This is a genomic window from Haliea sp. E1-2-M8 (assembly GCF_030649675.1).
Classification (GTDB): Bacteria; Pseudomonadota; Gammaproteobacteria; order Pseudomonadales; family Halieaceae; genus Haliea.
In genome coordinates, this window is the sequence record NZ_JAUTDR010000001.1 from 359044 (window position 1) to 381843 (window position 22800).

A 22800-nucleotide genomic window follows, 5' to 3' on the forward strand; every position below is an offset into this window, starting at 1 on the left:
GGACCAGGCGATTGCTAGAAGTTGTAGCCGACTGCCAGGCCGTAGGTCCGGGGCTCAATCGAGAACACGTTGGTGTACATGCCCGAGGAGGGATCGGTGACGTACATGGCGACCAGGTGGTCGTCGTCGGCGATGTTCTTGATGTAGGCCCTGGCGTACCAGCGGTTGTCAGCCGAGGTATAGGTCGCCTGGGCATTCCAGATATCCCAGGAGTCTATGCGGTCGATTTCCCGGTTGAACAGGCGCGCATACATTTCGTCCTGCCAGTAGTAGTCGACCCGCAGGCTCAGTTCGCTGCTGTCCTGCAGGGCAAAACTGTACTGCGCCCCCAGACTTGCCGACCACTCGGGCGATTGTTGCAGCTGGTTGCCGTCCAGGTTCTGGCTGATGCCGTCGGTAATGGGAAGACCCGCATCGGCCAGGGCGCTGCAACTGGTGAACGGCGAGCCGGCGAGCGCAGTGAAGACATCCGGCGGCAACAGCGCCACGCAGTTGGAGGCATTGGACAGATCCTTCAGCAGGGTGACGTCGCTGCGGCCAGCGGTGGGGTCGCGGGTGTCCACGCTTTCGAAGTCCTTCACCTCCGTGTTGAGATAGGCGATATTGGCATTCAGCAGCCAGTTCGTCGTGGGCGCGAACACGAACTCTGCCTCGCCTCCCCAGATTCCCGCATCCGTGTTCTCGTTGAATGAGGTGCGATTGACGATCTTCGATACCTGCATATCGGTATAGTCGTAGTAGAAGGCGCTGAAATTCGCCTGCAGGGTGTTGTTCAGCAGGGTGTTCTTTACCCCGATCTCCAGCGCGTCCACGAACTCCGGTTGGAAGTCAGGCTTCTGACTGGGAAACTGGACCGGGTCGAAGGGTGGGTTGAAGCCGCCGCCCTTGTAGCCGCGCGAATAGGACGCGTAGGCCAGCGTATCCGCGGACACCGACCAGTCCAGCACGATGCGCCCGGTGGTTTCCTTCCAGTCATTTTTTGCCCGGCGGGTTGCCGTGGGAATGGGCAGGTCCGCGCCGTAGGGCTGTAAAACCGGGAGGCCCGTCACCGGATCATTGTTGAGCAGGATCTGGCGATCCTCGATTGTCTTTTCATCAACGGTATAGCGGGCGCCGACGGTCAGCTTCAGGGTATCGGTGAGTTCATAGTAGACCTCGCCGAACAGCGCCTGGGAATTGATATTGTAGTCGCCGGTCTCGTTGTTGAAGTTGGGCCCAACCCAGCCCAGGCCGTCCAGCCCCAGGGCGGCGCCGGGGAACACCGCGGAGAAATAATCCAGGCCGGTCGCGAACACCCAGTACTGGTTTTCCAGGTCGACATCCATCCAGAAGCCGCCTACCAGAAAGTTGAAGGGGCCGTCAAAGTCCGACTGCAGGCGCAGCTCGGCGGAGAGCTGCTCCGAGGACTGGTTGGACTGGTCGTAGGACTCGAGGCCCACGCTGTAGGAGTCGATATGGCCTCCGATCAGGCCGGTGGATTCGGTCGAGGGCGCCGAGATCGGGAACAGGCCATCGCTATAGAAGGTGCTCACCGCGGTGGGTGCGACAAAGGGCAGGAAGGCCGGCAGCGTGCGCGGCCCATCCACGGTCCACTGGTAATCCATCTGGGACAATACTTCGGTATCCTGGTAGCCGCCGACAAAGGTCAGGGTGTATTCGTCGAGTTCCTGGGCGATGGTCAGGGTTGCCAGCTTTTCATCGGCCTCGTAGATGGGGTCGCGTTCGGAGATGACCTTGCGCAGGTCCCGGGGTACCGCGCCACGCTCATTGGAACCGAACGGGAACAGACCCAGCGGGCCCAGCACTGCGTCCGAGGACAGGATATTGGCAAGCTGGGACGACGGGTTGGGCACATCAAAATCGAGTTTGTCCGGCAGGCAGCCGAGTACGCCGCTGGGGTCGTTGTGGCACATGGTTTTCTGGCTGCGGGTGCGGGTGCTGTCTTCGTCAAACCAGGACAGCATCAGGTCCACCTGGGTGGTTTCGGTGGGCAGCCAGCGGAACGAAGCGCGCGCCGATACCTGGTCGCGGCCGTCGACGTCGGTACCGGTGAACAGGTTCTCGGTGTAGCCTTCCCGATCCAGCCAGAGACCGGCAAAGCGCATGGCGAAGCTGTCATTCAACGGGATATTGATCGCGCCGCTGATTTTCTTGTGGTCGTAGTTGCCATACTGCCCCTCGACGCTACCTTCGAAGCCATCTGTACGGGCACCCCGGGTGATCATGTTGGCGGCGCCGCCCGTGGAATTGCGGCCGTACAGTGTCCCCTGCGGCCCGCGCAGGATCGCGATCTGCTCGACATCGTAATATTCGGTCTCGAACAGGCGCGGCGAAATCAGCGGTACCTCGTTGACATGGACCCCGACACCACTGTCTGCCGAGGCGGCTACCAGGTTGGTGCCGACCCCGCGGATCTGGAAGTTGTTGCCGGTGAAGTTGCCCTTGTTGTAGGACACGTTGGGCGCGGTAAAGCGCATGTCGGCAAAACCGTTGATCTGTTTGGCGCGCAGGGCGGATTCATCGAATGCGGTGATCGCGATAGGTACGTCCTGCACGGATTCCGCGCGTTTCTGTGCTGTTACAATAACCTCTTCGAGCTGGGCGTGGGCGGGAGCGCCGAGAGCGGTAGCGGTTGCGGCAACGATGGCAATGTACAGGGGGCTGATGCTGTGATGAGCGGAAGTTTTCATACAGTTTCCCACATAGTTATATTTATCGAAGGTTTTAGTATGTCAAGCTAGTGACCATTCAATAATAGTCACAATTGCAGGCGTGTGGCAACAATGCCGCAATAGCCAGTCTGGATATCGAGGGAGTAATGAAAATCACTCTGCAACAGCTACAAAACAGCGTCGGCCTGACCCGGGGCTGGGGCGATTTCCCGGGGGGAAGCTGAGATGGAGAAACTTCCCCGCGCCATCGTCAACCCGATCAATTCCCTGAACCTGTTGTCCCGGGCGGAAATCGAGTCCTTTACCACGACCCGCGGCGAGCTGTTTGACCTGTATCGTCGCTGTGCCCTGGCGATCCTCAACACCGACAGCAACGAGGACGACGCCGCGGAAATCTATGAGAATTTCTCGGATTTTGACCTGCGCCTGGTGCCGCAACCGCGGGGTCTGCGCCTGGAGCTGTTCAATGCACCGGCCCAGGCCTTCGTCGATGGGCGCATGATCCGCGGGATCCAGGAGCACCTGTTCTCCGCGCTGCGCGACATTGTCTACACCGATATCAAGCTGGGTGCGGACCTCTCGGGCTCTTCAGCGGAGGCGACCAACCTGGTGTTCCGGATCCTGCGCAATGCCAACGTGGTGCTCCCGGATGTGTCGCCGCGCCTGGTTGTGTGCTGGGGTGGCCACGCCATTCCGCGGGAGGAATACGACTACGCCAAGGATGTGGGCTATGCTTTGGGCCTGCGCGGGCTGGATATTGTCACCGGCTGCGGTATCGGTGCCATGAAAGGGCCGATGAAAGGCGCGGCGGTGGGGCATGCCAAGCAGCAGATCAAGAATGGCCGCTATATCGGCATCAGCGAGCCCGGCATCATTGCTTCCGAGTCACCCAATGCCATTGTCAACGAGCTGGTGATCATGCCGGACATCGAGAAGCGGCTGGAGGCCTTCGTGCGCCTGGCCCACGCCATCGTGGTGTTCCCGGGAGGCGTCGGCACGGTGGAGGAGGTGCTGTATCTGCTGGCCATCCTCATGCATCCCGATAATGCCGAGAGCCTGCCGCTGGTGTTTGCCGGACCCGCGCACTGCGAGGAGTATTTCGCGGAACTGGAGCGCTTCCTGGTGGGCTGCCTGGGCGAGGAGGTGAAAGGTTACTACCAGATAATTCTCGGCGACCCGCACCAGGTCGGCCGCAGCGTGCGCAAGGCGGTGCAGGAACAGCATTCCCGCCGGCGCAAGACGCAGCAGGCCTACTACTTCAACTGGGAGTTGGCGATCACCGGCGACCTGCAACAGCCATTCGTTCCCACCCATGCCAACATGGCAGCGCTGGAGCTGCACGATGACCTGCCGCGACACGAGCTGGCCGCCCAGCTGCGCCGGACGTTCTCTGGTCTGGTGGCCGGCAACGTCAAGGCGTTTGGCATCGAGCAGGTGAACAAACACGGGCCCTTTCAGCTGCACGGCGAGCCGCGCCTGCTCCAGCATATGGACCGGCTGCTGCGCATGCTGGTGAAGCAGAAGCGCATGAAGCTGGGGGAGGGCGAGCACGATTACCAGCCCTGTTACCGGATCTGAAACCACGCTAACCATCAGGCAGGATCACCATGCAAATACTGTATCGCAGCGCCTTCGAGCTGGCGCAAGACATCAAGGCCGGGCACTTGTCCTCGGTTCGGGTACTGGAGTTCTTTCTCGACCGCATCGAGCGTTTCAACGGCGACCTGAATGCGGTCGTGGCGCTGGATGTGGAGCGCGCGCGAGAACGCGCGGTGGCAGCCGACGCCGCCGCCGCGCGCGATCAGGACTGGGGCCCGCTGCACGGGGTGCCGCTCACGATCAAGGACGCCTACTGTACTGCGGGCCTGGTCACCGTTGGCGGTATTCCCGACTGTCGCGACAATATTCCCGCCACCAATGCCGACGCCGTGCAGCGCTATATCGATGCCGGCGCCATCGTGTTCGGCAAAACCAATGTTCCTTTCATGAGCGCCGATCTGCAGACATTCAATGAGGTTTATGGTGTCACCAACAATCCGTGGAACACCGCGCGGACCTGCGGTGGCTCTTCCGGTGGCGCTGCCGCGGCTTTGGCTGCTGGCCTGACCCCACTGGAAGTGGGCAGCGATATCGGTGGCTCCATTCGTTCCCCCAGCCATTTCAACGGCGTGTTCGGTCACAAGAGTAGTTTTGGCATCATCTCTCACGCCGGCCACCTGCCGCCGGGGGAGGGCGTTCTGTCGCAGCCGGACCTGTCCGTGGTGGGGCCGCTGGCGACCTGCGTCGATGACCTGGAGCATGCCCTGGACCTGTTGTTAGGGCCCAGCACCAGCGATGCGCCGGCCTGGCAGGTAAACCTGCCGCCGCCCAGCTTCAGGGAGACAGGCGGCCTGCGGGTTGCGGTGTGGGCGGACGATCCCTTTTGTCCGGTGGACAGCGAGGTTCTGCGCTGCATCAACAGCGTGGCGGGCACCCTGCAGCATCTCGGTGCCCGGGTCGACCTGGAAGCGCGACCGGAGATAGACCCGGAGGCCAACTACCGCAACTATGTGCAGCTGCTGACGGCGGTCATGGCAGGCACCATGCCCGATTCCGTGCGCGAGATGGCGGCGGAGGTGGTGGCCGCCGCGGACCCAGCGGACGACAGCGATTTTCTGCAGCAGATGCGTGGGGTCGCGCTCAGCCACAGTGCGTGGCAGCGGGAGAACGAGATCCGGCTGCATACCCGGGCCGCATGGTCGCGTTTTTTCGAGGATTTTGATGTTCTGCTGTGCCCCTGTGTGCACGTGCCGGCCTTCCCGCACGACCACACGCCGGACATGCTGCAGCGCACTCTGCAGGTCAAAGGGGCGGAGCGGCCCTACATCGAGCTCCTGCGCTGGGCGGGTCTGACGATCAATGCCTACCTGCCGGCTACCGTGGTGCCGGCAGGCCTGACGCTGGATGGGCTGCCGGTGGGGGTGCAGGTGGTTTCCCGCTATCTGGGCGACCGCACTACCCTGGCGGTGGCGCGATTGCTGGAGCGCCACCACCGCGCCTTCACCGCACCGCCCGGGTACGCCCAGTAATTTTAAAACCGGCGAGAATGCGCCAGAGTACAGCCAACAACAACAGCAGTACTGCGACGCAGATTAGCAAAAGCAGCCAATAGTTGGCTGCCAGCACGCGCAGCGAATTTGCGTGCAATTGCTGCAGTGACTCGTAGCCTGGCGGCATTTCCAGCACGCCAACCCGGCGCGCATAGTCGGCATAGTCCCGCTGCATCTGCGCGAACAGGGCGGGCTCGGTGCGGGCCAGGTCACGGGTTTCGCCCGGGTCGCGCGCAAGGTTGTACAGCTTCCATTCCCCGTCGCCATAGGGTGGCAGGTTGCGCACCAGCTTGAAGTCCCCGCGGAACAGGGCGGCATTGCCGGCGGTTTCGATGCCGGTGGCGACATCAGGCGGGTAGACCCGGTCCGCTTCACCGCGCAGCAGGGGCAGCAGGCTGCGCCCGGTCATGGCCTCGGCCACCGGTTGCTGCACCAGGTCCAGCAGGGTGGGGGCAATATCGGCGGCGATGGCGAAGGCCGGTTGCAGCTTGTCGGGAGCGATTCCCGGCCCCGCGATGATAAGCGGCACCCGCAGGCCGCCCTGGCCGCTGTAGAACTTGAACAGGTCGCTGGGGCCGGCGGCGGCGCTGGCCCAGGCCGGGCCAATAAAGCCGTAGCTGCCGGGCTCGCCCAGGGTTTCGACCGTGGTGGCGTCGTAACCCACCAGTTGCAGCCACAGCCGCATCGCGGCGGAGTCGACGGGGTCGGCCGCTTCGGGCCCGTTGTCCGACGTAACAACAAACAGGGTGTTGTCATACAGGCCCTGCAGCCGCAGGTACTCGATAAAGCGCCCGATATGGTGGTCCATGGCCTCGATCATGCCGGCGTTGACTTCCATGCGGCGGCTGAACAGCTGGCGCTCAGCTTCGTTCAGCGCGCTCCAGTCCGCCAGCGCCGGGTGTATGGGTGCCAGGGCTGAATCCTCCGGCACCAGGCCGCGATCCCGGGCGCGCTGCCAGCGTTCAGTTCGCAGTGCCTGCCAGCCGTCGTCATAGACGCCGCGGTAGTTATCGCTGAATTCGCGCGGGGCCTGCACCGGTATGTGCACCGCCTGGAACGCGAGGTAGGCGAGGAAGGGCTGCCGCGCCGGTTGCCCTTCCTCGATGTACTCCAGCATTTTGTCGACGATAAAAGCCGAGGAGTAGAAATCCTCCGGCAGGGTTGCGGGCGCGCCGTCCTCGAACCAGGGTGCCGTCCTGTAGAACGGCAGGTAGGGGCGCTGCTCCCAGTTGTCGGCACCGGAGGCGTCGAGAACAAACGAGCGTTCGAAGCCGTGGTGGTTGGGGAGCTGCCCCGGCCCGTGGCCCAGATGCCACTTGCCGGTCATCAGGGTGCGATAACCCAGCGGCTGCAGGCGCGCGGCAATGGTCTCGACACCGGGCTCCAGGTACATGCTGTAGCCGGGCTGGCCCCGGTGTTCCGGCGGCAGTACTTCGGGAATGGTGGCGACTCCGGTCAGGTGGTTGTCCATGCCGGTCAGCAGCATGGCCCGGGAGGGCGCGCACATGGGCGTGGTGTGGTAATTGGCGAACAGCACCCCCTGTTCCGCCAGGGCATCAATGTTGGGGGTGTGCGCCTCGCCGCCATAGGCGCTGAAATCCATCAGCGCGACGTCATCTGCCAGGATCAGGACGATGTTGGGGCGCGCGGGCTCGGCAGCCGCCAGCGAGCTGGCCAGCATCCCGGCGCAGAACAGCAGGGCACCGCGCCAGGTGATGGAGCGAGAAGCCGATGTGAACATGGTCGAACTCCTCGTGGGCTAGAACTCCGGGTTTATTCGCGCCCGGCCTGGAAGCGTACCAGCCATGCTGCCACGCGGGCGGAGATATCGGTAGCGTAGTCCTTCATCGCACTCAGCCAGCCCTCCTCCTGGCGCAGGTCGTAATCCTCGTGGGCCCGGGCAATAACGTAGGCGTGAATCTGTTCCACCTGGGCCGCATCCAGCACGTCGTCAAACCGCGGCATGCCGGCCCGCTCCATCAGGCCGTCCAGCACCACCGCGGCAAAATTCTCGTGCCAGACCGGGGCCAGGTAGCGCAAGTCGGGGATGGAACCGTCACCGGACACATCGGCGCCGTGGCAGCGGGCGCAGTAGCGATTGAACGCGGCGCGCCCCTCGGCCAGGTCCTCTGCCGTCGCCTCGGGCTGGGGCGGCGGTGCCGGGCGTTCCGGCGCGGGAGTTGCGGGCAGCGAGGCATCTCCGCCCAGCTTGAAGGCCACGATGCGGTTGTTGGGATTGCCGGTGGGGAACGACCGGCCCGTGTTCATGGTCAGCGCGCCGCCGCGACCAACCGCGACCGCGACGTACTGCTCGCCGTTGACCCGATAGCTCACCGGGCCCGCCATCACGCTGTTCAGCGTCTCGAAATTCCACCGCAGCTCGCCGTTGTCCGCCTGTACCGCGATAAAGCGTCCGTCCGACGTGCCCTGGAAAACCAGGTTGCCACCGGTGGCGAGGACGCCGCCGTTGTGAATGTTCGGGTGCGGCAGCTTCCAGGCTGGCTTCTGGCTCACCGGGTCCCAGGCCAGCAGGTGGGCCTTGGGCAGGTGCCGCAGCATGGCCTGGGTGAAGCGCTGGGAGTAGCCCTCCTGATTGAATTCATAGCCCGTGTTGTAGTGGCGCTTTAGATGCTGGTAATCGACGGGCGCGACTTCGTCGTAGAGCATGCCCATGTCCAGCTCGGGAATGTAGAGCAGGCCGGTGTCGGGGCTGTAGGCCATGGGGTGCCAGTTGTGTCCGCCCATGGCTGAGGGGAACACCATGGCCGGTTCGCCGTCGTAGTCCTGGCCGGGGTTTTCCTGCGGCCGGCCGCTGTCCATGTCGTAGCCGCTGGCCCAGGTGACGGTAGTGTAGGGCTCCGCCGACAGCAGTTTGCCGGTGGCGCGGTCGATAATGTAGACGAAACCGGCCTTCGGTGCGTGCAGAATCACCTTGCGCGGCTCTCCCTCCCAGGGGATCTCCGCCAGGGTCATCTGCTGGCTGGCGGTGTAGTCCCAGGTTTCCCCCGGCACCTGCTGGTAGTGCCACAGGTACTCGCCGGTGTCCGGGTCGACGGCGACGATCGAGGTCAGGAACAGGTTGTCACCGCCACCGGGGCTGCGGATGCGCCGGTTGTGGGGCGCGCCGTTGCCCACCCCCAGGTAAAGCTGGTTGAACTCCGGATCGTAGACGATGCTGTCCCAGACCGTGCCGCCGCCGCCATAGCGCCACCACTCACCACTCCAGGTTTTGGCGGCGCGGGCCATGGCCTCGTTTTCAAAGCCCTCGGCCGGATTGCCCGGGACGGTATAAAAGCGCCAGACGAACTCGCCGGTGGCAGCGTCGTAGGCACTGACATAACCGCGGGTGCCGAACTCGGCGCCACTGTTGCCGATGAACACCTTGCCCCGGGCCACTCGTGGCGCGCCGGTAATGGCATAGGGTTTGGCGGGGTCCGTGGTCTGCACGGACCAGCGCATCTGCCCGGTGGCGCGGTCGATGGCGATCAGGCGGCCGTCGAGGGCGCCCATGAACAGCAGGTCACCCCAGGCCGCCAGGCCGCGGTTGATGGCACCGCAGCAGGCGGTGATACTTTTGCTGCGCGCTACCTGCGGGTCGAACTTCCACAACAGTTCCCCCGTGGCGGCGTCCAGCGCCCAGGCGGTGTTCCAGGCGCCGCTGAAATACAGCACGCCGTCGATCACCAGTGGCGTGGTCTGCAAGCCGAGGCGGGTGTCGGTGTCAAAGTGCCAGGCCAGGCCCAGCTCGCCCACATTGTCAGTAGTGATTTCCGCCAGTGGGGAGTAGCGCTGCTCGCTGTAGTCGCGGCCGTGGCTGAGCCAGTTGTCGGCATCGCTGCCGGCGGCGAGCAGGCGCTCATCGGTAACCGGCGCGGCGCCTGTGGGCAGGCTCAGCAGGCAGGTGAATGACAGTAACAACAGTGAGCGCATGGCAGCTCCGTTTCGGTTGATTGGGCTTGGTTTGCTGCAATTAGGCCGAGATCTGCTCCGTTTGGCTATCCGCCGCGGCACACGGCGGCGGCTGGCGCAAATACTTGTACCTTTCGGTGCCGCGTTCAGGCGGCAGCCTCTGCAGCCTCTCGCGCCGGGTTCTGTTCTGGCTCCGGGTAGATGACCTTGGCGATGTGCAGGATGTGTTTGGCGCTATCCTCGAACAGGCCGACGATATGCAGCAGCCGTGTGGCGTCGGGTGCAGTCATCAGGCCGCTGCCGATCTGTCCCAGCAGTTCGGCGCGGCGTTGCCGGCGCAGGCGTTTGATCGCCTTCAGGCGCACAATGCGGTGGTCGAGGTCGAGCTGTTTGAGTTCGCCGCTGCGCATGATCTCGAGAAAGGCCTCCTGCAGCGCCGGGGTGAGCGCGGCGTTGATGTCCGCTTGCGGCAGGTCCGCCAGCTCCAGCAGCAAATCCCGCAGCTGCACACACTCCTCTCTTGCCCAATACAGGTTGAGGAAAGTTTCCGAGAGACCGTTGCCCAGGTTCTGGGCGCCGATGCGGTTGCCGTAGTCGGCGATGGTCGCGAGCAGGATGCCCGTGCGTATGCTCTCCGCTGGCGCGGGCTCCCGGGCAGGGTCAATGATCAGGCGCCCCCGGGCCAGTAGCTGCTTGAACACCCGCTTGATTTCGGAGTGCATGGCGCTGACGCCCATCGCCGGCAGGGCCAGCACGGTGTCGTCAAGGTAGCGCAGTTTTTCCGAGCTCAGCTCGGGCTGCTTGATCCAGCGTTCCACCCGCCGCAGCAGCGGGTCTGCCAGCAGCCACATCAGCAGCAGGCCCAGCAGGTTGAACAGGGTGTGGAACAGGGCCAGGCCGGTACTGATGTTGGTGCGCCCGGCGCCGCCCGCGAGTTGCTCGGAGATCCACCACAGCGGCACCAGCAGAATCAGCGCAATGACCGCGGTCAGTACCTTCTCGGTGACGTGGACCAGGGCCAGCCGGCGGGCGTTGGCCGTGGCCCCGATACTCGCCAGCATGCTGGTGACAGTTGTGCCGATATTGGCGCCGATCACCAGTGAGGCACCGAGCAGGGGAGTCAGTACCCCGGTTACGGAGGCGGTGAGGATGATGGCGAGTGCCGCGGAGGAAGACTGGATCAGGGCTGTCAGCAGGGCACCGGACAGCACCCCGAGCATGATACCGGTCACGCCGGCGGTTCCAAGCTGGTCGATGGGGATCCAGTCGGCCACGTCAATGAAGGCGTCCCGCAGCATGCCCAGGCCCAGGAACAGCAGGCCGAAGCCCGCCAGAGCGACACCGATATGGGCGCTGCGGCCCCTGCTGAAAAACAGTTTCAACAGCATGCCGATGCCGATCAGGGGCAGGGCGATGATCTCCACTTTGATCCGCAGGCCAACCAGGGCCACGATCCAGGCGGTCATGGTGGTGCCTACGTTGCTGCCGAAAACCACCCAGGCGGCCTGCTTCAGGCGCAGCATGCCGGCATTGGTGAAACCCAGGGTGGCGACGATGACGGCGCTGGAGGATTGCACCAGCGCGGTAATGCCAAAGCCGGCCAGAGCTGCCCGCAGGCGGGTCTGGGTGGAGCGCTCGAGGAATGCCTGCAGGGAATTGCCCGCGGCAGCCTTGAGGCCGTCGGTCATCATGCCCATGCCCAGCAGCAGCAGCCCCAGCCCGCCGAGGGACATGGTGAGCGTCAGCCAGGCCATGTCATGCCCCTACCTGTGCCCTGAAGGCGGCCGGCACCGGCACTACCCGGTGTTGCTGGTAGTCAAAAAACAGGAGTGTGGTGGCGACCCTGGCAACCTCGACGCCGCTGGGGTCCTTGCTGATACGGTAGACAAACTGGAAGCTCTTGTCCTCGATATCCCGGACCCCCAGCTCCACCTTGAGCCGGTCGCCGTAGTCCGCCTCGGCCAGATAGGCGGTTTCGGCGTGGGCCATGATCAACCCCGCTTCTTCGAAGACAATCGCTTCGCTGTGCCCGAGCTGGCGGATAAAGCGCAACTGGGCCTCCATGGCGATGGAGAGCAGCCGTTCGGCACCGAGGTGGTTGGCGCTGTTTACATCGGTGTAGAGCACGTCATAGTGGGTCGCGAAGATGAAATGTTCGGGCAGAGCCAGGGTCTTGCGGGGCATGGCGGGGTCCGTCGTGCAGGGGCTGCAGGGCAAAAAGTGCATTCTAGTGCAAGCACGCGCAGCAGGGCACCCGCTTTTTCCTGCCGTTCGGTGTTGGTTGACAGCTGCCATGAGGCCCCGCAAACTCGTCACATCTACTTCAGTGTGTCTGCGACGGGGCCTTGGCCGCTATCACTAGTTCTCTATTCATGCCAGGTGACCCGGCCACGCCCGAACAGGAGGTGGCAGCAGACTATGTCATGCTCGCGGTCGACGATGACCCCGGCACCCTGCTGCTCGCGGAAACCTTTTTTGCCTCCGAGGGCTATACGGTAGCCACGGCTCTGAGCGGCGCCGAGGCGCTGGCGAGGATCGATGAAATCGCGCCAGACATCATCCTGCTCGATATCATCATGCCGGGCATGGACGGTTTCGAGGTGTGCCGCGAGATCCGCCGGCGGCCCCGGTACAAGAATACGCCCATCATCGTCCTGACTTCGCTGAACGACACCGATGCCGAGCAGCGCGCTTTTGCCATCGGTGCCTGGGATTTCGTCGCCAAACCGGTGCGCTGGTCGGCTCTTGCCTATCGTGCCCGGTTCGCATTGCGCGCCGCCGGCGTCGTGGCCATTCAGCGTTCGGCCGACCGCTTTGCCCGCGTCATCAATCAATCCCCGGACGAGATCCTGGTGTTCGCCGCCGACACCCTTGTCTTGCTCGACGAGAACATCAGCGCGCTGCGCAACCTCGGGTACAGCAAGCTGGAACTGCAGGGCATGAATTTCGCCGAGCTGCTGCACAACGGTTCCGCGCAGGGGCTGGGCGGCATGCTGCAACAGGTGCGCTTGCACCAGCAGGAGAAGTTTTCGCTGCAGCTGCGGCGCAAGGATGGTTCGGTCTACCCCACCGAGGGCACCCTGCTGTATACCGAAGACGACGACCCCAGTGTATTCGTCGCTATCCTCCAGGACACCAGCGAACGCCAGCGCATCCAGCAGGAACTGCACCGGCTGGCGCATTACGATGAGATGACCGGCCTGGCCAACCGTCGGCTGCTGGAGCAGCAGGCGGTTAAGTTGCTGGCCCGGGCCACCCGGCAGGGGCACCGCTGTGCGGTGTGCATGCTGGATCTCGACGGCTTGCGCCATATCAACGACACCCTCGGCCCGGCGGTCGGGGACGGCCTGATCCGCGAAGTGTCCTCGCGGCTCGCCCGTGCGGTGCGTCCGGGTGACCTGGTCGCCAGGGATGAAAGCCTCGGCCTGGAGAGCCTGGGGATGCAGCTGGCGCGGTTCGGGGGCGATGAGTTCGTGGTTGTGCTCAGTGACTTTTCCGACACGCTGGATGCCGCCAGGGTGGCGGACCGTATTCTCGCCACCATCGCCGAGCCCTGCGAGCTGCCGCAGGGAGTCCGGCACAGCCTGACCGCATCCATGGGCATCTCGGTGTACCCCGACGACGGCGCCAACTTCGATGTGCTCGTACAGCGGGCGCACACGGCGATGTTCGATGCCAAGCAATCCGGCAGGAATCGCTACGCTTTCTACACCGAGGCACACAATCACAAGGTCTTTTCCCGAATGCAGCTGGAGTCCGAGCTGCGTACCGGGCTACAGGAAAATGAGTTCGAGCTGCACTATCAGCCGCTGGTGGACAGTGCCCTGCAGCGGGTGGTGGGCGCCGAGTGCCTGCTGCGCTGGCGACATCCCGATGGCCTCCGCTATCCCGACAGCTTCATTCCCCTGGCGGAGGAAACCGGCCTGATCCTGCAGTTGGGAGACTGGGTGCTGGAGGCAGCGGTCAGTCAGCTGTCGGCGTGGGCGGATCAGCTGCCAGAACCCTTCGATCTTTCAATCAACGTGTCGGCGCTGCAGGTGCGCGACGATGCCTTCCTGAATCGCGCCCGCGAACTGCTGGCAGACAATCCGGGTGCCGCCAGGCATCTGGTGTTTGAGCTGACTGAAAGCAGCCTGATCCAGGATATGGAGAGTACGGCCCGCTGGTTGCAGGACCTGCGCGCGCTCGGCGTGCGCATCGCCATTGACGACTTCGGGACCGGCTACTCGGGGCTGCACTACCTGGTGAAATTGCCCGTGCAGACCCTGAAGATAGACCGCATGTTTGTCAGCGGCATAGACCGGGATGGGGAGCAGGCCGCAGTGGTCTCCGCCATTTTCCAGATGGCCCGTGCCCTGCACATGGAGATCGTGGTGGAGGGTGTGGAGACTCGCGAGCAGCTGCAGATCGTCGCCGCCATGGGCGCCTGCGTTGTGCAGGGCTGGCTGATCAGCAAGGCTTTGCCGGCGCCGGAATTCGGCGTATTTATCGGGCAGTTCCCGGCCTAAAGCGCCAATTGTTCCGCAATATAGTCCATGTTAACCGCAATTTAGTCCCTTTGCCCCTGCCCCTCTCCGCAGTATGCTTACCGGCTAATATAAGAATCCCGTCTATAGTCAGGTGATGGGATCCCCTATCCGCAAGCAGCACGACAGGAGTGTGAGCCATGGCCAAAGCACAGGAAATTCAGGAAGGTAACGAAGTTCAGCAGGAAATCGCCGCGATGCTGGCGCGCGCCCGGGCGGCGCAGGCAGCAATCGAGCACTATACCCAGGAGCAGGTCGACGAATTGATCACCGCCATGGTGTGGTCGGTGGCGCGCGAAGACGTCTCCGAGAAGATCGCGCATCATACCGTCGAGGAAACCCAGCTCGGCAACTACGACGGCAAGTTCCTCAAGATTCATCGCAAGACCCGCGCTACCCTGGTGGATATCATCAATGACAAATCGGTGGGCGTGATCGAGGAGGATCCGGTCCGCAACATCATCAAGATCGCCAAGCCCGTTGGCGTGATCGCCGCGCTGTCGCCCTCCACCAACCCGGAAGCGACGCCGGTAATCAAGGCCATCTCCGCGGTCAAAGGGCGCAATGCGATCATTATTGCGCCACACCCCCGCGCCAAGCTGACCAACAAGATGATCTGCGATTACATGCGCGAAGCCATCGTTGCCATGGGCGCGCCGGCGGACCTGGTGCAAAGCATCGACGTGCCCTCCCTGGACAAGACCAACGAGCTGATGCGCCAGTGTGACCGCATCCTGGCAACCGGTGGCGAGGCCATGGTCACCGCCGCCTATTCCTCGGGCACCCCGGCCCTGGGCGTGGGCGCGGGCAACGCGGTGATCACGGTTGACGACACCGCGGACCTGAACGACGCCGCGGAGAAAATCCGCATCTCCAAGACCCTGGACCTGGCGGCCTCCTGTTCCTCGGACAACTCGGTGCTGGTGTTCGAGTCCGTCTATGACGCGTTCCTGGAGAAACTGAAGCACGAAGGCGGCTACGTCATCGAGGGCGAGGACAAGCAGAAGCTGCAAAGCGTCATCTGGGTGGACGGGCAGCTGAACCCCAACATCGTCGCCCAGCACGCCACGACCATCGCCGGCCGCGCCGGCATCGACTTGCCTGAGGGCAAGCAGTTCCTGATCGTGCCTGAAGTCGGCGCCGGCCCGGAGCACCCTTTCTCCGGCGAAAAGCTGACCGTGACCATGGCCCTGTACAAGGTGAAGGATATTGACGAGGCCATCGAGATGACCAACCGTATCCAGGCCTATCAGGGCCAGGGGCACAGCTGCGGCATCTACTCCAACAGCGACGACAACATTCTCAAGCTGGCCATGGCCACGCGCACCTCGCGGGTGATGGTGAACCAGCCCCAGGCCCCCTCCAACAGCGGCAACCTGTGGAACGGCATGCGGCAGACCTTCTCCCTGGGCTGCGGCTCCTGGGGTGGCAACAGCATCAACCACAACATCACCTGGCGCGACCTGATCAATGAGACCTGGGTGTCCAGGCCGCTGGCCCAGAACAAGGTGATCCCCAGCGACGAGGAATTGTTCGGCAAAGTCATGAACCGCTTCTGAGGAGCCTGAGCCATGGATTTTTCGGTTTCCGAGGAACAACAATCCTTTATTGACAGCGCGCGCGCCTTCTCCAAGGGCGCGCTGGCACCGAACGCGGCGCAGTGGGATGAGGACTCCTTTTTCCCCAAGGATGCGCTGCGCCAGGCCGGCGAGCTCGGTTTCATGGGCATGTATACCCCCGAGCACGCCGGTGGCCTGGGCCTGGGGCGGCTCGACGCCAGCCTGATTGTGGAAGAGTTGGCGCGGGGCTGTACCACCACTGCCGCGTTCCTCACTATCCACAACATGGCCACCAGCATGATCGGCAACTACTGCAGCGAGGCCGTTATCGAGGCCTGGTGCCCGGCCCTGGTCAGCGGCGAGAAGCTGGCGTCCTATTGCCTGACCGAGCCCGGCGCCGGTTCCGATGCTGCCTCCCTGCGCAGCTCGGCAAAGCGTGACGGTGATGACTACGTCGTCAACGGCAGCAAGGTGTTCATTTCCGGCGCCGGCGACACCGATGTGCTGGTGGTGATGCTGCGCACCAGCGACAACGGCTCCCGCGGCATCACCGCGCTGCTGGTGCCGGCGGATGCGGAAGGCATCAGCTATGGCAAGAAAGAGGCCAAGATGGGCTGGAATGCGCAGGCTACCCGCATGGTCACGTTCGACAATGTACGGGTGCCGGTGGGCAATCGCCTGGGCGAGGAGGGGCAGGGCTTCGCCATCGCGATGATGGGCCTGGACGGCGGGCGCATCAATATCGCTACCTGCAGCGTCGGTACCGCCCAGCAGGCGCTGGAAGAGGCTGCCGCCTATGTCCAGGAGCGGCGCCAGTTCGACACCGCCATCGCGGACTTCCAGCACACCCAGTTCAAGCTCGCGGACATGCTCACCGAGCTGGTCGCGGCACGGCAGATGGTGCGTCTCGCCGCCAGCAAGCTCGACCACAAGGATCCGCAGGCGTCGACCTACTGTGCCATGGCCAAGCGCTTTGCCACCGACGTGGGCTTCAATGTCTGCAACGATGCCCTGCAGCTGTTCGGCGGCTACGGCTATATCCGCGAGTACCCGATGGAGCGCCACGTGCGCGACACCCGGGTCCACCAGATTCTGGAAGGCACCAACGAAATCATGCGGGTCATCGTGGCCCGGAAAATGCTGATGGACGGCGCACTGGAGGTCATTAAATGAGCCTGAGCACATCCGACAAACTCAAAGTCGAGGTCCGCGGCCACACCGCCCTGGTCACCATCGACAACCCGGCGGCCAATACCTGGGACACCGAGAGCCTGCCCGCCCTGCGCGACCTGGTTAACAAGCTCAATCAGGAAGACACCATTTTTGCCCTGGTGCTGACCGGCGCCGGCGACAAGTTCTTCTCCGCCGGCGCCGACCTGAAGCTGTTTGCCGATGGCGACCCTGGCACTGCCCGGACCATGGCGGAATACTTTGGCGAGGCGTTTGAGACCCTGGCGGATTTCCGCGGCGTGTCCATTGCCGCGGTCAACGGCTTTGCCATGGGTGGCGGCCTGGAAGTGGCCATGGCCTGCGATATCCGCATTGCCGAGGAGCAGGCACAGATGGCGCTGCCGGAAGCAAAGGTCGGCCTGCTGCCCTGCGCCGGCGGCACCCAGCGCCTGGCGCGGCTGGTGGGCGAGGGCTGGGCCAAGCGCATCATCCTCTGTGGCGAGCGCGTGGACGCAGCAACCGCGCTGCGCATCGGCCTGGTGGAGGAAGTGGTACCCAGGGGCGAGGCGCTGGCCAAGGCGCTGGCCCTGGCGGAGCAGGTGGGCGGACAGAGCCCTGGCGCCGTCGCCTCCTGCAAGACGCTGATCCACAGTGGCCGGGACATCGAAATCGGCAGCGGCCTGGCGCTGGAGCGGGACCTGTTTGTGGACCTGTTCTCCACCGAAGACCAGCGCGAGGGCGTCAACGCCTTCCTGGAAAAGCGCAAGCCCGAGTGGAAGAACCGCTAAGGATCCAACCATGTCAGATGCAGCTGTAATTATCGAGGAACTGGATTGCGCCCACCTGAAAGTGGGCCGCCTGACTCTCAACGTACCGAAAACACTGAATTCCCTCACCCTGCCAATGGTGGACACGCTGCAGCAGCAGCTGGATGCCTGGCGCGACGACCCGGCGATAGCCGCAGTGTTTATCGACGGCAGCGGTGAAAAGGCCTTCTGTGCCGGCGGTGACGTGCAGGCCCTGCACCGCTCCGCCACTGCGACCCCCGGCGGCCCCTGCGAGGAGGCGGAAGCCTTCTTCGCGCGGGAATACCGCATGAACTACACCCTGCACACCTGGCCCAAGCCGATCATCTGCTGGGGCCACGGTATCGTCATGGGCGGCGGCCTCGGAGTCATGGCCGGCTGCTCGCACCGGGTCGTGACCGAGGCCACCCGCATCGCCATGCCCGAGATTACCATTGCCCTGTTCCCGGACGTGGGCGGCAGCTGGTTTCTCAACCACATGCCCGGCAAGTCGGGGCAGTTCCTGGCCCTCACCGGGGCCTCGATCAACGCTGCGGATGCGGTGTTCACCGGTCTCGCCGACCGGTTTATCGGCAGCGAGCACAAGGCTACCGTGCTGGAGCAGCTGCGCCGCAGCCGCTGGAGCGAAGACACCGCGGACAACCATGCCCAGGTGCGCCACATCCTGCGCCCGCTGACCGGGCAGAGTGTCGGCAGCATGCCCGGCGGCCAGGTGGAACCGCATCTGCGGCTGATCAATGCCCTCTGTGACGGCGACGATGTGCACCAGGTGGTGGACACCATCACCGGGCAGCAGACCGAGGATCCCTGGCTGGCGAAGGCGCGCGACGGCCTCGCTCACGGCTCGCCGCTGGCCGCCCTGTGGATCACCCGCCAGTTGCAGGAGACCCGCCACGCCTCCCTGCGCGAGGTGTTCCAGGCCGAAATCCGGCTCGCCACCAATGTCGTGCGCTACCCGGAGTTTGCCGAGGGCGTGCGCGCCCTGCTGCTGGACAAGGATCGCAACCCCGCCTGGGCTTTCCCGCGGACGCGGGATGTACCGCAAGACCTGCTCGACTCATTTTTCCAGGCGCCGTGGGCTGAAAACCCGCTGGCGGACCTCTAACAGCACAGGAGTTTTCCATCATGGCGCAAGTCGCGTTTATCGGCCTCGGCAACATGGGCGGCCCCATGGCCAGCAATCTGGTCAAGGCCGGCCATACCGTACAGGTGTTTGATCTCTCCGAGGCTGCCTGCCAGCAGCTCGCGGACGCTGGAGCCACGGTCGCAGCCTCCGCCAGTGATGCGGTGGTTGGCGCCGAGTACGTGATCTCCATGCTGCCCGCGGGCAAGCACGTGGCCGGCGTTTATCTGGGTGACGACGGCCTGCTGGCACAGCTTGGCAGCGGTACCACCGTGCTCGACTGCAGCACCATCGACGCCCCCACCTCGCGTGAGGTTGGCAAGGCCGCGGCGGACCTGGGTATCGGCTTCATGGACGCGCCGGTCTCCGGCGGCGTTGCCGCGGCCGCGGCGGGCACCCTGGCGTTCATGTGCGGTGGTGAAGCTGCCACCTTCGAGAAAGCGAAGATCATCCTCGCCGATATGGGCAAGAACATCTTTCACGCCGGAACCGCGGGTGCGGGCCAGGTGGCCAAGGGCTGCAACAACATGCTCCTGGCGATCCACATGATCGGCACCTGTGAGGCGCTGGAAATGGGCGTGCGCAACGGCCTGGACCCAAAGGTTCTGTCCGAGATCATGCTCGCCAGCTCCGGCCGCAACTGGTCGCTGGAAGTCTACAACCCCTACCCCGGGGTGATGGAAAAGGCGCCCGCCAGCAACGATTACAAGCCCGGATTCATGGTCGACCTGATGGCCAAGGACCTGGGCCTGGCGATGGCTATTGCCGAGCACAGCGGGGTGGACAACCGCATGGGCAAGCTGGCCCGGCAGTTGTACACCCAGCTGCAGGAAGACGGCATGGGCCAGCAGGATTTCTCCAGCGTGATGCAGAAGCTGGCGGCCAAATCCTGAGCGTGCTTCAGGCTCCCCAGCGCATCAGGTTGAGGAACTCGCGCCGGTTCTTCGGGCCGTAGGTGCGAAAATGCGGGTCGGGTTGCGCGCGGTAGTCGCTGCGCAGGGCGGCCACCGTATCCAGGCCGAAGCGGGGCATTAGATCCGCCACCTGCTGGCCGTAGGGCTTGAGCGCGTTGAGCCCGAATACCTTGGCGCGCAGCGCCGCCGTCATCTTCGGGTAGCCGTATAGCTGCTGCAGCTTGTCCGCGATCTGGAAGCTGCGGAAGGCCTGAATCTGGTCCTGTGGCGAGCCGTACCAGATCGAGTCGGTGCCCCAGAGCACGTTGTCCTCCCCCACGTAGCTCAGCAGCTTGCCCAGGCTGTGGGCGGCGCTGTCCGGATCCCGCATCAGGTAGCGCCAGGTGCTCCCCAGCTCTGCATAGACATTGCTGTTGGGGGCGATGCCGTTGTCCCGCAGCGACGTTACCAGGGCGTCGATACCATCCTCCCGGTTCGGGTCGTAGGGCCCCTCGGCGGTCCCCGCCACATAGCCCGAGTGGTACACCAGGAAGCTCAAGTCCGGGTACAGTTTGGCGACCCGGCCGATATCGGCGCAGGTGGAGTGTTCGTAGGACTCCGGGCCGAAGGGCAGGCCCTTGTGTATCGCGACGATCTTCACGCCCAGCTTGCGTGCCTTGTCGAGAAAGGGAATGCCGGTGTCCTCGTCGTCCAGCCAGTAGCCCTTGCCCTCCGGGCCCCACTGCGTATAGGTCTTCCAGGCGCTGACGCCCCAGTGTTGCGCCAGTTCGTCCATGGCGTCCAGGTCACCGGGCTGGTTGGGATTGACCCGGCCGTGCAGCAGCAGGCGGTGGCTGCCGTTCATCCGCTCGACGATTTCCGCCGTGGCCGCCGCTTCCTCGATCGTGAGTGGCTCCGCGTCCGCGCGCGAGGGCACGAAGGACAGCACCATCAGGTCGGTGTCGGAATCCATGAACACATCCTGCACGAACTGCTCCGAGTTGAAGCAGTCCAGGTAAGCCCGCCCGGACCGATCGCGGCCCGACCCTTCACCCGCCTCGCAACTGGCATTGGGGAGGCCGGACAGGGGGCGGGCGTCCTCCGGCAGCTTTTGGGTCCAGGCGCCGGTCGGGTTCACGAAGTGGCCCTGCACGTCGAAGATAAACTCGTTGCCCTCGACGCCCGCGGCTGCCAGCTCGGGGTCCAGGGCCGCCTCCGGGTCCAGCTCGAAATAGCCGCCGCGTTCGCCGCTGGCGGCATAGGCGCTGTTGAAGGCGAGCAGGGTGCTGGCGGCACCGCAGGCGCTGACCAGGAACGAACGACGGTCGACGCCCCGGCGGCGCGCGCTGCGGTCGGCATTCTCCAGCGCCAGGCGATTGGCGTGGTGATGAATGGCGTCCAGCGGGATGGGCATGAACTCCCCGTTGGAGGTAGTGTCCAGCTTGATCGGCAAGCGGATGCCATCAGGGTCCTGCTGCATTGTCCTGGCCATGGTGGTGAGTCCTCGTTCTGGTCATTGTTGAGTCCCTATGTTAGTTCATTGCCGGGAGTCGCGTAACTTGAACTGGCTGGCGCTAATGCCGCTCCGGGCTGGGCAAGCCGCGCGCGGGTGCGGATACTGTTGCCACTCCAATAACAGAAGGTAGCGATCTCATGCAGAATTTCTCCGATACAGTGGCCGTGGTAACCGGCGGCGCCAGCGGCATTGGCCGCGCCCTGGTCAAGGCCCTGTTGCAGGAAGGCGCCCACGTGGTGATGGCGGATGTCGAGCAGTCCGCATTGGACCGCGTTACCGCAGAGTTTGCCGCGCTGGGTGATATCCACGGCGTGGTCACAGACGTGGCGGACGCGGATTCGGTCAATAGTCTGGCTGACCAGGTGTTCGAGCGCCACGGCCGTTGCCACCTGCTGTTCAACAATGCCGGCGTCGCCGCGCCTTCGGCCAATATCTGGGAGACCACGCCCAATGACTGGAAGTGGGTGCACGGGGTCAACGTGCTGGGGGTAGTGCACGGCATCCAGGCATTCGTGCCACGGATGATCGCCTCCGGCGAGCCGGGCTACGTCATCAACACCTCCTCCGGGGATGGTGGCATCTCCGCGCTGCCCTACCAGTCGGTGTACGCCTCCAGCAAGGCGGCGGTGTCCTGCCTGACCGAGTGCCTGGCGGCGCAGTTGCAGTCCCAGGGCACGGCCCTGGGCGCCTCGGTGTTCTACCCCTCCGGCGGACTGCTGGATACCGGCATCTGGACTACGGATCGCAACCGCCCGTCGACCCTCGCGCGGGAGCAGCCCGCGGTGCCGGCGCCGACCATCGAGCAGTTCAAGGAGGCGGCGGCCAGCGCCGGTTGGGAACTCCAGTTCCAGGATCTGGACGAACTGGCCCAGTACTGCCTGCAGGGTATCCGTGAGCAGCGCTTCGTGATCATGATCGGACTGGAGGACGCGGCGCAGACCCTGCAGCAGCGGGCAGAACGCATTGGCCGCGCCGAGCTGCCCATCGACGAGGCGGAAGTGCCACAGCTTTAGGGCTCCAGCTGCCAGTGTTCCAGCGCCTGGTAGCTGGCGCCCTGGCGTCCCAATTGTGATTCAAACAAGGTGAAGTGGGCGTAGGCCAGGGTAATGGCCGGCAGGACCGCTGGCGCAGGCGGTGGTTCGGTACAGCCCCGGTACAGCGTCACATGGGGGGCGAAGGGCCTCTTCTCCAACCTGGCGCCAACCATTCCGCCCACATGCTGCAGCTTGCGGGCCAGTGCCGCAAGCTCCGGCGCCGGCTGCGACGGCCCCGCCCAGTAGATGCCGGGTTTGGGCCAGTATCCCACCTGATCCAGTAATATTTTCCCGGCGCCGCCATGCGGGCCCGGCTCCAGTGCATCAACGGCCCGGCAGAGTGTGTCCAGCCTCCGGTTGTCTACCTCGCCAATGAAGGCCAGGGTAATATGGAAGTTGGCCGCGGGCACCGCGCGGCCAGCGGCGATGCCGTAACGGTCGCGCCAGTCGGCCAGCGCCCGGCGGGTGTCGCTGTCGGTTTCAAGTCCGAAAAAAATACGCAT

Annotated in this window: 16 protein-coding genes; 9 read left to right on the forward strand and 7 right to left on the reverse strand. The window is 64.2% G+C overall.

The features are described from left to right. Nucleotides 1-14: 14 nt before the first annotated feature. Nucleotides 15-2690, reverse strand: a complete 2676-nt coding sequence (locus tag Q6D67_RS01610; protein WP_304703765.1) for a TonB-dependent receptor — start codon at nucleotides 2688-2690, stop codon at nucleotides 15-17. A 207-nt stretch (nucleotides 2691-2897) separates the two neighbouring features. On the opposite strand from Q6D67_RS01610, the gene ppnN reads away from it, so the two are divergent. Further along, entirely contained in the window at nucleotides 2898-4250 is a 1353-nt protein-coding gene (ppnN, locus tag Q6D67_RS01615; RefSeq protein WP_304703766.1) for a nucleotide 5'-monophosphate nucleosidase PpnN, read from the forward strand. Nucleotides 4251-4279: 29 nt separating this feature from the next. Then, nucleotides 4280-5740 (forward strand): amidase, encoded by a 1461-nt coding sequence (locus Q6D67_RS01620; RefSeq protein ID WP_304703767.1) that lies wholly within the window; start codon nucleotides 4280-4282, stop codon nucleotides 5738-5740. On the opposite strand, the gene Q6D67_RS01625 is transcribed toward Q6D67_RS01620, so the two are convergent. The 4 genes from Q6D67_RS01625 to Q6D67_RS01640 form a co-directional block, all read right to left on the reverse strand. Continuing rightward, nucleotides 5712-7502, reverse strand: coding sequence for an arylsulfatase (locus Q6D67_RS01625; protein ID WP_304703768.1), 1791 nt, complete (start codon nucleotides 7500-7502; stop codon nucleotides 5712-5714). The two genes, Q6D67_RS01620 and Q6D67_RS01625, sit on opposite strands and share 29 nt — an antisense overlap. Before the next feature lie 32 nt (nucleotides 7503-7534). Then, on the reverse strand, nucleotides 7535-9691 hold the full coding sequence (locus Q6D67_RS01630) for a PQQ-dependent dehydrogenase, methanol/ethanol family (protein ID WP_304703769.1): 2157 nt from the start codon (nucleotides 9689-9691) through the stop codon (nucleotides 7535-7537). A gap of 125 nt (nucleotides 9692-9816) precedes the next feature. Continuing rightward, nucleotides 9817-11424 (reverse strand): Na/Pi cotransporter family protein, encoded by a 1608-nt coding sequence (locus Q6D67_RS01635; RefSeq protein WP_304703770.1) that lies wholly within the window; start codon nucleotides 11422-11424, stop codon nucleotides 9817-9819. Nucleotide 11425: 1 nt separating this feature from the next. After that, nucleotides 11426-11854, reverse strand: coding sequence for a thioesterase family protein (locus tag Q6D67_RS01640; protein ID WP_304703771.1), 429 nt, complete (start codon nucleotides 11852-11854; stop codon nucleotides 11426-11428). A 188-nt stretch (nucleotides 11855-12042) separates the two neighbouring features. On the opposite strand from Q6D67_RS01640, the gene Q6D67_RS01645 reads away from it, so the two are divergent. The 6 genes from Q6D67_RS01645 to mmsB all read left to right on the forward strand — a co-directional run bounded on the left by Q6D67_RS01645 (nucleotide 12043) and on the right by mmsB (nucleotide 19747). Further along, nucleotides 12043-14178 carry a bifunctional diguanylate cyclase/phosphodiesterase gene (locus Q6D67_RS01645; protein WP_304703772.1) on the forward strand — a complete coding sequence of 712 codons (2136 nt, stop codon included), beginning with the start codon at nucleotides 12043-12045 and terminating at the stop codon, nucleotides 14176-14178. A gap of 158 nt (nucleotides 14179-14336) precedes the next feature. After that, a complete protein-coding gene (locus Q6D67_RS01650; RefSeq protein ID WP_304703773.1) occupies nucleotides 14337-15755 on the forward strand; it encodes an aldehyde dehydrogenase family protein in 1419 nt (472 codons plus the stop codon). Between the two features lie 12 nt (nucleotides 15756-15767). Beyond that, nucleotides 15768-16928, forward strand: a complete 1161-nt coding sequence (locus Q6D67_RS01655) for an acyl-CoA dehydrogenase family protein (RefSeq protein ID WP_304703774.1) — start codon at nucleotides 15768-15770, stop codon at nucleotides 16926-16928. Continuing rightward, on the forward strand, nucleotides 16925-17713 hold the full coding sequence (locus Q6D67_RS01660) for an enoyl-CoA hydratase (protein WP_304703775.1): 789 nt from the start codon (nucleotides 16925-16927) through the stop codon (nucleotides 17711-17713). Before Q6D67_RS01655 ends, Q6D67_RS01660 begins: the two co-directional genes overlap by 4 nt. 10 nt (nucleotides 17714-17723) lie before the next feature. Further along, nucleotides 17724-18836 (forward strand): enoyl-CoA hydratase/isomerase family protein, encoded by a 1113-nt coding sequence (locus Q6D67_RS01665; RefSeq protein WP_304703776.1) that lies wholly within the window; start codon nucleotides 17724-17726, stop codon nucleotides 18834-18836. Nucleotides 18837-18856: 20 nt separating this feature from the next. Beyond that, nucleotides 18857-19747, forward strand: coding sequence for a 3-hydroxyisobutyrate dehydrogenase (gene mmsB, locus Q6D67_RS01670; protein ID WP_304703777.1), 891 nt, complete (start codon nucleotides 18857-18859; stop codon nucleotides 19745-19747). Between the two features lie 7 nt (nucleotides 19748-19754). Here mmsB and Q6D67_RS01675 read toward each other — a convergent pair whose 3' ends face one another. After that, nucleotides 19755-21239: an amidohydrolase family protein gene (locus tag Q6D67_RS01675; protein WP_304703778.1), complete on the reverse strand. Its 1485-nt coding sequence runs from the start codon at nucleotides 21237-21239 to the stop codon at nucleotides 19755-19757. 161 nt (nucleotides 21240-21400) lie between these two features. On the opposite strand from Q6D67_RS01675, the gene Q6D67_RS01680 reads away from it, so the two are divergent. Then, the gene (locus Q6D67_RS01680) at nucleotides 21401-22276 is read left to right on the forward strand and encodes an SDR family NAD(P)-dependent oxidoreductase (protein ID WP_304703779.1); all 876 of its coding nucleotides are present in this window, start codon (nucleotides 21401-21403) and stop codon (nucleotides 22274-22276) included. Here the strand turns inward: Q6D67_RS01680 and thpR are convergent. After that, nucleotides 22273-22800 (reverse strand): RNA 2',3'-cyclic phosphodiesterase, encoded by a 528-nt coding sequence (gene thpR / locus Q6D67_RS01685; protein WP_304703780.1) that lies wholly within the window; start codon nucleotides 22798-22800, stop codon nucleotides 22273-22275. The two genes, Q6D67_RS01680 and thpR, sit on opposite strands and share 4 nt — an antisense overlap.